Source organism: Pseudomonas sp. TH15, from assembly GCF_016651105.1.
Lineage (GTDB): Bacteria > Pseudomonadota > Gammaproteobacteria > Pseudomonadales > Pseudomonadaceae > Aquipseudomonas.
Map to the genome: position 1 here is coordinate 3,740,265 of NZ_JAEKEL010000001.1, position 13,035 is coordinate 3,753,299.

Sequence of the window (13,035 nt, forward strand, 5' to 3'; positions counted from 1 at the left end):
TTGTTTTCTGGAAACTGAATAATACTGAGTGTATCGTTCACGTTTGGAGAATAACTTGGATCTGGTCCAGCTCGAGATTTTCAAAGCGGTTGCCGAACACGGCAGCATCAGTGCGGCCGCTCAGCACATCCACCGGGTACCCTCGAACCTGACAACGCGTATCAAGCAACTGGAGCTGGATCTGGGGGTGGACCTGTTTATCCGCGAGAAAAGCCGCTTGCGCCTGTCGCCGGCCGGTTGGAGTTTTCTCGATTACGCCCGGCGTATTCTCGACCTGGTTCAGGAGGCCCGGGCCACCGTGGCGGGTGAAGAGCCGCAAGGGTCTTTCCCACTAGGTTCGCTGGAGAGCACGGCGGCGGTGCGGATTCCCGAGCTGTTGGCCGCCTACAACCAGAAGCACGCCAAGGTCGAGCTGGCCCTGTCCACCGGTCCTTCCGGCACCATGATCGACGGCGTGCTCTCTGGTCGATTGGCCGCCGCGTTCGTCGACGGTCCGGTGCTGCACCCGGCACTGGAAGGCGTGCCGGCGTTCGAGGAAGAAATGGTGGTCATCGCACCGCTCAACCATGCCCCGATCCACCGTGCGCAGCACGTCAACGGCGAGAACATCTATGCCTTCCGCTCCAACTGCTCGTACCGGCACCACTTCGAGAGCTGGTTCAGCAAGGACGCCTCGGTGCCTGGCAAGATTTTCGAAATGGAGTCCTATCACGGCATGCTCGCCTGCGTCAGTGCCGGTGCCGGTCTGGCGCTGATGCCCCGCAGCATGCTCGAAAGCATGCCCGGCTGTACCACGGTGAGCATCTGGCCGCTGTCGGAATCCTTCCGTTATTTGCGCACCTGGCTGGTGTGGCGCCGGGGCACGGTGTCGCAAAGCCTGACCATGTTTGTGCGGTTGCTGGAAGAGCGGGGCGTAGTACGTGAAGAAGAGTAATTGACACTTTGTGTCATGGCTGTATCTTTATCGGCGTTTCGCAATATAAAAAACTATACAGCGCAGCCATGAGGAACCCGTAAATGACCACAGCCCTGAGCGAAAAAACCGCCTTGAGCGGCAAGGAAGCGGTCGGCGATCGTTTTGTACTGGAAACGATGAGCCGTGCCCAGCAACTGACCTGGCAAGCCGTCGACGCCATTGCCAAAGTGATCAAACCCGGCATGCTTGAGTCCGAAGCGATCGCCCGCGGCAAGGAAATCCTCGCTGAACTGGGCATGGACCGGATCTGGCATCCGCTGTTGATTCGTTTCGGCGCCAACACGCTGAAGACCTTCAAACAGCGCTCTGAGGGTGATCCGGTGTTGGGTGAAGAGGACATTTTCTTTATCGACATGGGCGTGGTCTGGCATGGGCACGAAGGCGATGCGGGCGCGACCTACACCACAGGCTCCGACCCGGAGATGATTGCCTGTGCGGCAGCTGCCAAGGAACTGTTCGACCGTGTCGAAGCTTTCTGGCGCGAAGGTGTTTCCGGTGTCGAACTGTACCGCTATGCCGACGAGCAGGCGAGCGCAATGGGCTGGAAGCTGAACCTGGAAATCAAGGGCCACCGGGTCAGTGACTTCCCCCATGCGATCTATCGTGCCGGTGATTTGGGGCGACTTCGATCAGGCCCCGAATGCCGGTGTATGGATACTGGAAATCCAGATTGCTCACCCGCAACGGCCGTTCGGCGCGTTTTACGAAGACTTGCTCATTTAAGGAAACCTCATGACCCACCCGACACCCCAAACCGTGCTGCTGTTTTCCTACGGCACTTTGCAGGATCGCGCCGTGCAACTGTCCAACTTTGGCCGAGAGTTGGAGGGTCGCGCGGACAGTCTGCCGGGCTATAAACAGCAAATGGTCGAGATTACCGATCCTGCCGTGCTCGCCACCAGCGGCAAAACCCATCACCCGATCGTGCAGGAAAGCGGCAATGCGGCCGATGAGATTGTCGGCACGGTTTTCCGGATTACTGCAGAGGAACTGGCTGCTGCGGATGAATACGAAGTGGCGGACTACAAACGCGTCAGCGTGCTGCTAAAGTCTGGGGTCGATGCATGGGTTTACGTGCAGGCGTGACAACAGAGCGCAGCGCTGTAGTTGTTTTTATATAGCGTCAACTTCGATGATGCACGCCGTTTCCTAACTCTAAAGTCAAAAAAGGGCGCCCGTCATGAAAGTCAGTGCACGCAACGTATTCAAAGGCAAAGTCAGCAATGTTCAGGCCGGCGCCGTCAACGCCGAAGTGGTATTGACCCTTTCGGGCGGTGAGCAATTGGTTGCCGTCGTGACCATGGAAAGCATCAAGAACCTCGGCATTGCCGTCGGCAAAGAGGCTGTCGCACTGGTCAAGGCGCCATGGGTAATGTTGATGACCGAATCCAGCGACATTCGTCTCTCGGCGCGCAACTGCCTGGAAGGCAAAGTGCTGAGCGTGACTGATGGCGCGGTTAACGCTGAAGTGGTGATCGAACTGGCCGGCGGTTCCAAGGTTTACTCGATCGTAACTCGCGATGCCGTTGCTGAACTGGGCCTCGCCAAAGGCGTCAGCGCGACCGCTGTGATCAAGGCTTCGCACATCATTCTGGGCGTTCCGGCCTGATTATTCCTTCAGGCTGACGAGAACCTCTGATCCCGGTTTCGGGATCAGAGGTTTTTGCTTCATGGCGTGCCGTTTCGGCCGTACAGTCGATAGCCTTCGCGTTGGTTCAAGCGATCGTAGTAGGCAGTGACGGCCGGCAAGTGCGGATGTTCAAGCGGCGTTTCGAACCAGCGGTTTACCGACAACCCGATCGGGATGTCCGCCAGTGAGAACTCGTTGCCACTGACGTAAGCACCGGTCGAGGCCAGCTGCCGATCGAGGATCGCCATGTTCTGCGACCATTGCTCGATACCGTTGGCCAACGCAGCGCTGTCCTGATAATCCGGCGACTGGCGCACCAGCGACATCAGCGGATATGACCACGAGCGATTCAGCTCCGACGCCTGCCAGTCAATCCATTGGTCTACCCGCGCCCGGGCCATTGGCTCAACCGGATACAGTTGCGCGCCGTCATAGCGCGCCGCCAGATAACGGATGATCGTGTTGGACTCCCACAGCGTGAAATCCCCGTCCTGGATCACCGGCACCATGGCGCATGGATTCAGCGCGAGAAACTCCGCAGTCTGCGTCGACCGGAACCCCGAGCCCCAGTCTTCACGCTCAAAGGGAATCTGCAGTTCAGCGCAGGTCCACAGCACTTTGCGCACGTTGATCGATGAAGCCTTACCGAGTATTCGCAGCATTGGATTCGCCTTCCCTCTAGTCGTCGGACGTGAAGAAATACCACACCGAAACGAAGAAGACCCGCGCGTGGCGGGCCTTCTTTTTCATCGAATCAAATCACAGGCCGCTCGCCAGCTTCCCGCCCATCATCCGCCGACGGTAGGAGGTGTCCCGACTCGCCAGCCACCAGTACAACGGCGTCGTAATCAGCAACCCGACCACCCAGGACAAATCCGCGCCATCGATGTGCGCCGAGATCGGCCCGACGTACAGCGGCGTGTTCATGAACGGAATTTGCACCACGATCCCGATCGCATAGGCCAGCAGCGCCTGCGGGTTGTAGCGGCCATAAATCCCGCCATCGACGTGGAAGATCGAATCGATGTCGTACTGACCTTTATGAATCGCATAGAAGTCGATCAGGTTGATCGCGGTCCATGGCACCAGCACCACGAGTAGCACCAGCACCATGTCGACGAAGTGGCCGATGAAGTTGGCGGAGGCGCCGACGGCGGCGAAGCAGCAAGCGCCCAGGACGATGATCGAGATCACGGCGCGGCTTTTTGCCGTAGGGATCCAGCGGTAGGCGAAGGTCTGCACCAGGGTGATCAGTGACAGCACGGCACCGTAGAGGTTGAGGGCGTTGTGGCTGATGACGCTGAGCAGGAACAGCAACAGCATCAACGGGCCGATGGAGCCGGTGGCGAGTTTGACCGCGTCCATGGTGTCCATGCCGACGGGCGTGGCGAGGACCGCGACGGCGCCGAAGATGAACGACAGGCTGGAGCCGAGCACGGTGCCCAGATACGTGGTCCAGAAGGTCGAGGCCACGGGCACATTGGCCGGCAGGTAGCGCGAGTAGTCGGAGACGTACGGTGCGAAGGCGATCTGCCAAAGTGCGGCCAGGGACACGGTGGCCAGCCAGCCTGAGATGTTGAAGCTGCCGCGGGTGAGGAAGTCGGCAGTCTGCACGTGGGTGAAGATGTAGCCGAAGCCGAGCACGATGCCGGCGCCGAGCACCCAGGTGCCGATGCGGTTGAGCACGTGGATGAAGCGGTAGCCGATGATGCCGATGATGCCCGAGCCGAGGGCGCCGATGACGATACCCACCGGCACCGGCACGCTGTCGACCACGCCGTGCAGGGACTTGCCGGCGAGGACGATGTTGGAGGCGAAGAAGCCGATGTACATGATGCCGGCGATCAGCACCACCAGCAGTGCGCCGAGGGAGCCGAACTGGGCGCGGCTCTGGATCATCTGCGGAATGCCCATTTGCGGGCCTTGCGCCGAGTGCAGCGCCATCAGCACGCCGCCGACCAGATGCCCGACCAGAATGGCGACGATGCCCCACACCAGGTTCAGGTGAAACAGTTGCACGCCGAGGGCGCCGGTGACGATGGGCAGCGGCGCGATATTGCCGCCGAACCAGAGGGTGAACAAGTCCCGGACCTTTCCATGGCGATCTTGCGGTGGGACGTAGCCAATCGTGTGCTTCTCGATCAGCGGGGCGGAGGTTGTTGCGGAGGTGACCATGACGAACTCCAAGGCAATATGAGTACGTGGACGTACTTCGGTGAGCGCCGGCACGGACGGCGCATTTCTTGTTGAAGTGATCATGTGCAAAGGCTCGGGATAGATAAATTAGTAAGTTTGTTGCTACAGACCTTAAAAAAAATATGCTCCGGGTGGCACGCAGCTCCGGTATGTTCAGGCCTCTCTCCTGTCAGGAGTTACACAGGGTGCTCACTGTAGGAGCTGCCGAAGGCTGCGATCTTTTAATTTTTCTGGAGGTCCGCATGGCTGCCTACAACCTGCGTCAGCTTAACTATTTCGTCACCACCGCCGAGTGCGGCAGCGTCGCCGAGGCCTCGCGCAAGCTCTATATCGCCCAGCCGTCGGTGTCCACGGCGATCAAACACCTGGAAGAAAGCTTCGGCGTGCAGCTGTTTATCCGGCATCACGCCCAGGGTGTTTCGCTGACGCCCAGCGGGTCGCGGTTTTACCGCAAGGCGCTGGAGTTGCTGCGGGTCGCGCACGAGTTTGAGCAGAACGCGTTGGCGGACAACGACGTGGTGGCCGGGCAGATCGATATCGGCTGTTTCGAAACGGTGGCGCCGCTGTACCTGCCGCGCCTGATCGCCGGTTTCAAAGAACGCTGGCCCGGCGTGGAAATCCGTATTCGCGACGGCGAGCAGCAGGAGTTGGTGCATGCACTGACTGCCGGCAGCATCGATGTGGCGATGCTGTTTGAACACGATCTGGACAGCACGATTGAGACCGTTGCGCTGATGCCGCCGCAGCAGCCTTACGCGTTGCTGCCGGCCGATCACCGTTTTGCGCAACAGGCAAAAGTGTCGCTGGACGACCTGGTGCTGGAGCCAATGATTTTGCTCGACGTGGTGCCGAGCCGGACCTACTTCGTCAGTATCTTCGAAGAGCGCGGGCTGACGCCGCACATCGTGTTCAGCTCGCCTTCAATCGAGATGGTGCGCGGGATGGTCGGGCGCGGTTTTGGCTTTTCGATCCTGGTGACCAAGCCGTTTTCGCCCTACACCTATGACGGGCAAAAAGTGGTGTGCGTACCGCTGGCGCAAACCGTGACCGGTTCCGGGTTATCGGCGGCATGGTTGAAAAGGTCGCAGCTGACCAAACCGGTGCAGTTGTTCGTCGATTATTGCCAGGAAGAACTGGCCCGACTGTACGCGTGAGCGCAGTCGAGCCGGGTTTCAACCGCGGATAAATGCCAGCATGCGCTGAAGCATCTCATCGCAAGCGTGCAACTGATCGAGGCTGACAAACTCGTCCGGTTTGTGGCCTTGATCCATGCTGCCTGGACCGCAAACTACTGTTGGAATCCCTGCCGCGTCAAACAGGCCACCCTCGGTGCCGAACGCCACTGTGCCGAACTCCCGAGAGCCCGAAAACGCAGCGATCAACTCAGCGGCTTCGCTGTGCGCATCGGTGGCCAAACCGGGGTACGCCGACAACTCGCTGAAGCGGATTTCACTCTGATCACTCACGGCACGCATACGCGGCAAGACGTGTTGCTCGGCGTAGGCTTTCAGCTCCTGCGCGACATCGCTTGGGTCGTATGAGGGCAGGGCGCGGACTTCAAAGTCGAAACGGCAATCGGCGGGAACGATGTTCAAGGCTTTGCCGCCAGAAATCACTCCGGTTTGCACCGTGCTGAACGGCGGATCGAAGCGTGCGTCGTGAAGCTCGGGGGCTTTGAGTCGTTGGCCGATGCGCCCGAGCTCACCGATCAGTTCGGCGGCGTATTCGATGGCATTAACCCCGAGCGGCGCATACGCCGAATGGCAGGCTTCACCATGAATGTCGCAGCGCATCGCCAGTTTGCCTTTATGGCCGAGCACCGGTTTGAGCTCGGTCGGCTCGCCAATGATGCAGAGCATCGGTTTGACCGGGCGCTGCTCCAGCACTTTGAGCAATGAGCGGACGCCGAGGCAGCCGATTTCTTCATCGTACGACAGCGCGATGTGCACCGGCTGCCGCAGCGAGGCCTGCACCAACGATGGCACCAGGGCGAGTACGCAAGCGATGTAGCCTTTCATATCCGCTGCGCCGCGCCCGTATAGCTTGCCGTCGCGCTCGGTGAGTTCGAATGGCGGTACGGTCCACGGTTGGCCATCGACGGGCACCACGTCGGTGTGCCCCGACAGCACGATGCCCGGTCGATCCGCCGGGCCAATGGTCGCGAACAGATTAGCCTTGCTGCGTGGCTCGTTGTAGACCAGTTCGCACGGCACATCGAAGCTGGCGAGGTAGTCCCGGACAAACTCGATGAGGTGCAGGTTGGATTCGCGGCTGGTGGTGTCGAACGCCACCAGCGTTTTCAGCAAATCGCGACTGTGGCTCATCGGTCGTCTCCGGCGACGCCGTAACCAGGGGATTTGTCCGGGGCGAGGGCGCGGTCGATGTAGTCCTGAACTTGTGGGCGATAGGCGTCCCACAAATGTTCCAATTGGCCGATTGGGTCTTCATCGGCCCAATCGACGCGCAGGTTGATGATTGGCCAGGTCAGTTCGCCGACCACCACCATCGCCGCCGAATGCACCGGCCCGGCTTCGCCGCCCGCCACGATGGCGGCTTGCATTGCCGCCAGCAAGCGATCGGCCAGTTGACCTTCGCCCTGTTCGAATGCCCGGACCATCGCCTCTACAACAGAACGATCCGCCAACATGTTGCCGGCTGCGACGCATTGCTCGCCGCAGACCGCGTTGTGGTTGCCGAGGGTTTGCGCGCCGCTGAAGTGCGCGGTGCGACCGAGGTGGTCAATGGCGGTGATCTGGCGATATTGGCTGTAGCCGTTGCGGGTCAGGACTTTGTCCAGCGCCTCGGCAGGCGTGAGGCCTTGCTCAATAAGGGCGAGGGTTTCCGGGCCGAGGGATGGCAGGGTGATGTTTTGAGTGGAAACGGCGCCAACGCCGGGCAGCAGCCACGGGCAGCGGGCGCCGACGGCGATGCTGGAGGAACTGATGGCGATGCCGAGCTGACCGGTTTCGGGGCAGCGGGCGGCGATGGAGAAGGTCATGGTTTTGCTCCTTGTTTTGCCTTGGCGAAATGGTCGTCTGTGCGGGCGCCTTCGCGAGCAAGCCCGCTCCCACATTTGATCTTCGTCGTACATAAATCTGTGCCCACTGGAGATCTAGTGTGGGAGCGGGCTTGCTCGCGAATGCCGCGACGCGGTCTACCGGTGTTTACTCAGGAATCACCGCAATCACATCAATCTCCATCAACCACTGCGGTTGCCCCAACGCCGACACCACCAACCCGGTCGAAATCGGAAACACGCCTTTCAACCACTTGCCCACTTCCTGATAAACCGGCTCGCGGTAACGCGGATCGATCAGGTAAGTGGTGGTTTTCACGATGTGGCTAAGGTCGCTGCCAGCCTCTTCCAGCAACTGTTTAACGTTGCGCATGGCTTGCTCGGTTTGCGCCCGTGGGTCACCGAGGCCGACCAGTTTGCCCTCGAAATCGGTCCCGACCTGACCACGAACATAAACGGTATTGCCCGCCCGGACCGCTTGGCACAGGTCATTGTCCAGGCTCTGGTTCGGGTAGGTTTCTTTGGTGTTGAACATGCGAATACGGGTGTGGGTTGGCGTGGACATTTGCAGCTCCTGAAAAGAATTCGACGTGGCGCGCTTAAGCGCTGACCGTGGTTTTATGGGCGAGCGGGGCGGCTTGCGCTTCGCGTTGCTCTGCATCGCGGTAGTCGAGGTACGAACGCTGGATGCCGATGTGATCAGCCACGTACTTGGCGTCGTGCCAAACACCCCAGATAAACGAAGAACCGCGCCGCGACTGCCATGGCAGACCAAGGAAATACACGCCTGGCTCGCTCGAAACGCCGCGCTGATGTTTTGGTTTGCCGTTTTCGTCGAAGGCATCAACCTTCAGCCAGCTGTAATCCGTGGCGAAACCGGTGGCCCAGATGATCGAGGTCACGCCGGCCTGGGCCAGGTCGAGTTCCAGAATCGGGTTCGTCACGCAGTCCGGATCCGGGAAGGTGATGCGGGCTTCAGGCTCTTGCGGCAGGTCCAGGCCATTGCGCTCGATGTAGGCGTCCGCAGCATTGAGCAGCGCCAGATAGTTTTCATCGCCGCGTGCCAGGTTGTCGGCCAGGTTCGGTTGGAAGGTGGCCACGGAACCGTTGAACGATTGAGTCAGGCCGACCAGCGTCATGCCGCGATGGGCCAGGCCACGGAAGTCCACCGTACGACCGCCGTGCGCACCGCTGACCGCGATGGTCACGTGTTCCCGGCCGGGTTTCATGGCCGCTTGATCCCACTCACCGAGCACGCCCAGCCACCAGCAAAAATCACGGTTGCGATAGGCGCGAGGAGGGCGGTCATGGGCGCCGACCGAGAGATAAACCTTTTTGCCAGAACGCTGCAGTTCATCGGCGATCTGTACCCCCGACGACCCGGCGCCCACCACCAGCACAGCGCCTTCAGGCAACTGCTGCGGATTGCGGTACTCGGCGGAGTGGATCTGGGTGAATGGCGCGTCTTTCGGCGCAATCGGCGGAATGACTGGACGCTGGAAAGGCCCGGTCGCGGCCACCACGCGGCTGGCTTCGATCACACCCCTAGAGGTTTCAATGGTGAAGCCCGGACGACCGATATTGCGCTCGACTTTCAGCACGTCGACGCCCGTTTGAATCGGCGCCTTGAACTTCTTGGCATAGGCTTCGAAATAGTCGGCCACTCGCTCTTTCGGGGCAAAGCCGTCAGGGCTGACGTCGTCGAACTCAAGGCCCGGAAACCGGTCGTGCCAGGCCGGACCATTGGCCACCAACGAATCCCAGCGCCCGGTGCGCCAGCGCTCGGCAATGCGGTTACGCTCGAGCACCAGGTGCGGCACTCCGAGTTCGCTCAAGTGCTCACTCATGGCCACGCCAGCCTGACCGGCGCCGACAATCAAGGTGTCTGTTTTTATTGTTTCTGTGGTCATCTCTACATCCTTCCTAGCAAGGCAGTTGGATTCGGGCGCTGTTGGCTTGTCCGTTTTGCTTGCGTTCAGACTAGGGAGGAGGGGGGTATCGGTAAAATATTATTAAGCTGGGATGTGAAGATAAAATTCTGATGCAGAGGGCTGAAAGCCCTTAAATACGGGGCTTTCCTCGAAGATCAACAACGAAGGTTGCGTACAAAAAAGCAATGTCTGAGTGATTATCGTGGCGAGGGGATTTATCCCCGTTGGACTGCGAAGCAGGCCCATTCTTTCTGGGACTGCTGCGCAGTCCAACGGGGATAAATCCCCTCGCCACAAGGGTAGCGGGAACCTTGGAAGGGTTTATCGGTTGAGGAACGCCAACAGGTCTTCATTCAGTTCTTGTGCATGCGTCACCGCAAACCCATGCGGTGCGCCTGCATAAACCTTCAGCTCGGCACCCTTGATCTGCGCCGCCGCCTGCTTGCCGGTGGTTTCAAACGGCACGATCTGGTCGCCGTCGCCATGGATCACCAGGGTCGGCACGTCGATCTTGGCCAGGTCCGGACGGAAGTCGGTTTCCGAGAACGCCGTCACGCAATCCACGGTGCCTTTAAGCGACGCCAGCAGCGCGACGTTGAGGGTTTGGGTGAGCACGCCGGCAGAAACGGTCTGGCCCTGGTTGGTGCCGTAAAACGGCGCGGCGAAATCGGCGATGAACTGCGCGCGATCCTTCAGCAGACCGGCCTTGATCCCGTCGAACACCGACTTGTCGACGCCTTGCGGGAAGTCGACCTTCTTGCCGAACAACGGTGTCACCGCGCCCAGCAAGACCAGCCCGGCCACGCGCTCGCTGCCATGCCGGGCGATGTAGCGGCTGACGTCGCCGCCGCCCATGGAGAAGCCCACCAGTGTCACTTCACGCAGGTCCAGATGATTGATCAGTTGCGCGATGTCGTCGGCGAAGGTGTCGTAGTCATAGCCGTTCCACGGTTGCTCGGAACGACCGAAACCACGACGGTCGAAGGCGATGGTGCGGTAACCGCGACTGCTCAGGTATTCCATCTGGTATTCCCACATGTCGGCATCCAGCGGCCAGCCGTGGCTGAACAGTACGGGCTTACCGCTGCCCCAATCCTTGTAATAGATTTCGATGCCGTCTTGAGTGAAGAACGTGCTCATGCAAACTCCTTGCGTCAGGGATCGCTCGTGAAGCCGAAATGGCTCCATTCACTATCGGCGCAAAGTCGTTCCACTACTTGTATGCAAGTGCTGGGTCAGGTTTGACCCGCGCAAGATCGCCAACCCGTGACAGAGTTGTATGATGCAACCCTGAGCCGTCAGGCTGACCATTGATTTGATGGAGTACGTTCACGTGAAGCGCAAAAGCCTGCAAGGCGCCGCCTGCCCGGTCGCCCGGACACTCGACCTGATCGGCGACTGGTGGTCGCTACTGATCATCCGTGATGCACTGGACGGCATTCGGCGATTCAGTGATTTTCAGAAGAACCTGGATATCGCCAAGAACATGCTCAGCGCCCGACTCAAGGCGCTGGTGGAGCAGGGGATCATGCAAACCGTCCCGGCGGCGGATGGCGGCGCCTACAAGGAATACGTGCTCACAGAACGGGGGAAAGCCCTGCAAACGGTGATCGTTGCGCTGTCGCAGTGGGGCGGGGAGTTCATGTACGAGGCGGGTGAGACGGGTTCGGTGATGGTTGATGCGCAGAATCGCCAGCCGATTCGCAAGCTGGAATTGGTGGCAGCCGATGGTCGTGTGCTTGCACCGGAAGACGTCGCTACCAAGTTGGCTGTTGGGTGTTGAGTCAAAGGATATGTCTTATGAAGTGCGAGCATTGCGCAGGAGCGTTGATTGCTTTTAAGGCTGGCCACACTCAGGGCGTACAGTGTGTCCAGTGTGGCGCATCGGTGGTGACCAGCCATTTTTCGCCTATGGAAATGGATGAGACCCAGTATGAGGTGCGCTGTCGCGGGGACTACCGAGTTCAGGCGCATGTCAGAGCGGTAGCTGCAGCGACCGGTGGTAACTTTTTAGCGGCAAGAACGCTACTTCAACAGGACTTTGTGCTGCTGATGGTCGGTCAGGCGGAAGCGGTTTCAAAGGTTCGAAATAATCTTCAGGCTGTTGGAATGGCTTGCGAAATCCGCCCTGAATTTCCCTGGGAATAGGGGTGCCAGGGCCAATGAAAACGCCCCGAATCAATCGGGGCGTTTTCATTGGGCAGCTTTGTTCAGCAGATCACTCAGCGAAACGCCGGCACCACTTGTTTGATAAACAGCTCCAGCGATTTTTTCTTCTCGGCATGGGGCAAGCTGTTATCGCACCAGAAGCTGAACTCGTCGACCCCCAGTTCCTGGTAGTACTTGATGCGCGGAATGATTTCTTCGGCGGTGCCGATCATCGCCGTTTTGTGCAGGCTCTCCAGTTCGAACTCAGGGCGAGCGGCGAATTTCTCTTCCGGGCTTGGTGCCAGGAAACCGTTGACCGGCACTTCCTTGTTGCCGAACCAGGCGTCGAAGGTGCGATAGAACTTCGAGATCGCCTTGGCCCCGACTTTCCAGCCTTCAGGATCATCCGCCGCGTGTACGTGGGTGTGGCGCAGCACCATCAGTTGCGGGCGTGGCACGTCTGGATTGTTGTCCAGCGCAGCCTGGAATTTGTTCTTCAGGTCGAGAACTTCTTCGTCGCCTTTCATCAGCGGCGTGACCATGACGTTGCAGCCGTTGGCCACCGCGAAGTTGTGCGAGTCCGGGTCGCGGGCGGCGATCCACATTGGCGGGTTGGGCTTCTGGATGGGCTTGGGCACGCTGGTCGAAGTGGGAAATTTCCAGATATCGCCATCGTGGGCGTAATCACCTTGCCACAGGGCGCGAATCACCGGGACCATCTCCCGCAGCGCCTGGCCACCGGACGAAGCAGGCATGCCGCCGGCCATACGATCAAATTCAACCTGGTAAGCGCCGCGGGCCAGGCCGACTTCCATGCGGCCGTTGCTGATCACGTCCAGCAGCGCGCATTCGCCAGCGACCCGGATCGGGTGCCAGAACGGCGCGATGATGGTGCCAGCGCCGAGGTGAATGGTCGTGGTTTTCGCCGCGAGGTAGGCCAGCAGCGGCATCGGGCTCGGCGAGATGGTGTATTCCATGGCGTGGTGTTCGCCGATCCACACGGTGCTGAAACCGCCGGCCTCGGCCATCAGGGTCAGTTCGGTCAAGTCTTCGAACAGTTGGCGGTGGCTGACGCTTTCGTCCCAGCGTTCCATGTGTACGAACAGGGAAAATTTCATGACGCTACCTCGGATCTTTT

14 protein-coding genes and 1 pseudogene are annotated in these 13,035 nt (G+C 59.7%); 7 read left to right on the forward strand and 8 right to left on the reverse strand.

Annotated elements, in window-relative coordinates; all coding sequences use genetic code 11:
• Positions 1 to 55 precede the first annotated feature (55 nt).
• The 4 genes and pseudogenes from ptrR to JFT87_RS16800 all read left to right on the forward strand — a co-directional run bounded on the left by ptrR (position 56) and on the right by JFT87_RS16800 (position 2,585).
• On the forward strand, positions 56 to 934 hold the full coding sequence (gene ptrR / locus JFT87_RS16785) for a putrescine utilization regulator PtrR (RefSeq protein WP_201202971.1): 879 nt from the start codon (positions 56 to 58) through the stop codon (positions 932 to 934).
• An 83-nt stretch (positions 935 to 1,017) separates the two neighbouring features.
• Positions 1,018 to 1,699: pseudogene (locus tag JFT87_RS16790) on the forward strand (M24 family metallopeptidase).
• Between the two features lie 9 nt (positions 1,700 to 1,708).
• Positions 1,709 to 2,062 carry a gamma-glutamylcyclotransferase family protein gene (locus tag JFT87_RS16795; protein ID WP_201202972.1) on the forward strand — a complete coding sequence of 118 codons (354 nt, stop codon included), beginning with the start codon at positions 1,709 to 1,711 and terminating at the stop codon, positions 2,060 to 2,062.
• A gap of 94 nt (positions 2,063 to 2,156) precedes the next feature.
• Positions 2,157 to 2,585, forward strand: a complete 429-nt coding sequence (locus JFT87_RS16800; RefSeq protein WP_201202973.1) for a TOBE domain-containing protein — start codon at positions 2,157 to 2,159, stop codon at positions 2,583 to 2,585.
• A 59-nt stretch (positions 2,586 to 2,644) separates the two neighbouring features.
• On the opposite strand, the gene JFT87_RS16805 is transcribed toward JFT87_RS16800, so the two are convergent.
• Both JFT87_RS16805 and JFT87_RS16810 read right to left on the reverse strand, forming a co-directional pair.
• Positions 2,645 to 3,268 (reverse strand): glutathione S-transferase family protein, encoded by a 624-nt coding sequence (locus JFT87_RS16805; protein WP_201202974.1) that lies wholly within the window; start codon positions 3,266 to 3,268, stop codon positions 2,645 to 2,647.
• A gap of 97 nt (positions 3,269 to 3,365) precedes the next feature.
• The gene (locus tag JFT87_RS16810) at positions 3,366 to 4,781 is read right to left on the reverse strand and encodes a purine-cytosine permease family protein (protein ID WP_201205231.1); all 1,416 of its coding nucleotides are present in this window, start codon (positions 4,779 to 4,781) and stop codon (positions 3,366 to 3,368) included.
• 263 nt (positions 4,782 to 5,044) lie between these two features.
• On the opposite strand from JFT87_RS16810, the gene JFT87_RS16815 reads away from it, so the two are divergent.
• A complete protein-coding gene (locus JFT87_RS16815) occupies positions 5,045 to 5,956 on the forward strand; it encodes a LysR family transcriptional regulator (protein WP_201202975.1) in 912 nt (303 codons plus the stop codon).
• 18 nt (positions 5,957 to 5,974) lie between these two features.
• Here JFT87_RS16815 and argE read toward each other — a convergent pair whose 3' ends face one another.
• The 5 genes from argE to JFT87_RS16840 form a co-directional block, all read right to left on the reverse strand.
• Positions 5,975 to 7,126: an acetylornithine deacetylase gene (argE, locus tag JFT87_RS16820; RefSeq protein ID WP_201202976.1), complete on the reverse strand. Its 1,152-nt coding sequence runs from the start codon at positions 7,124 to 7,126 to the stop codon at positions 5,975 to 5,977.
• Entirely contained in the window at positions 7,123 to 7,800 is a 678-nt protein-coding gene (locus JFT87_RS16825) for a DUF1028 domain-containing protein (RefSeq protein ID WP_201202977.1), read from the reverse strand. Before JFT87_RS16825 ends, argE begins: the two co-directional genes overlap by 4 nt.
• A 166-nt stretch (positions 7,801 to 7,966) precedes the next feature.
• Complete coding sequence (locus tag JFT87_RS16830; RefSeq protein WP_201202981.1) at positions 7,967 to 8,383, reverse strand: RidA family protein; 417 nt, start codon at positions 8,381 to 8,383, stop codon at positions 7,967 to 7,969.
• Positions 8,384 to 8,417: 34 nt separating this feature from the next.
• Positions 8,418 to 9,728, reverse strand: a complete 1,311-nt coding sequence (locus JFT87_RS16835; protein WP_201202982.1) for a flavin-containing monooxygenase — start codon at positions 9,726 to 9,728, stop codon at positions 8,418 to 8,420.
• A 342-nt stretch (positions 9,729 to 10,070) separates the two neighbouring features.
• The gene (locus tag JFT87_RS16840; RefSeq protein WP_201202983.1) at positions 10,071 to 10,889 is read right to left on the reverse strand and encodes an alpha/beta fold hydrolase; all 819 of its coding nucleotides are present in this window, start codon (positions 10,887 to 10,889) and stop codon (positions 10,071 to 10,073) included.
• A gap of 193 nt (positions 10,890 to 11,082) precedes the next feature.
• Here JFT87_RS16840 and JFT87_RS16845 point away from each other — a divergent pair, with 193 nt between their 5' ends.
• On the forward strand, positions 11,083 to 11,532 hold the full coding sequence (locus JFT87_RS16845; RefSeq protein ID WP_201202984.1) for a winged helix-turn-helix transcriptional regulator: 450 nt from the start codon (positions 11,083 to 11,085) through the stop codon (positions 11,530 to 11,532).
• Positions 11,533 to 11,549: 17 nt separating this feature from the next.
• Entirely contained in the window at positions 11,550 to 11,897 is a 348-nt protein-coding gene (locus tag JFT87_RS16850) for a hypothetical protein (protein ID WP_201202985.1), read from the forward strand.
• Between the two features lie 74 nt (positions 11,898 to 11,971).
• Here the strand turns inward: JFT87_RS16850 and JFT87_RS16855 are convergent, their stop codons facing one another.
• Positions 11,972 to 13,015 carry an LLM class flavin-dependent oxidoreductase gene (locus tag JFT87_RS16855; RefSeq protein WP_201202986.1) on the reverse strand — a complete coding sequence of 348 codons (1,044 nt, stop codon included), beginning with the start codon at positions 13,013 to 13,015 and terminating at the stop codon, positions 11,972 to 11,974.
• Between the last annotated feature and the right edge of the window lie 20 nt (positions 13,016 to 13,035).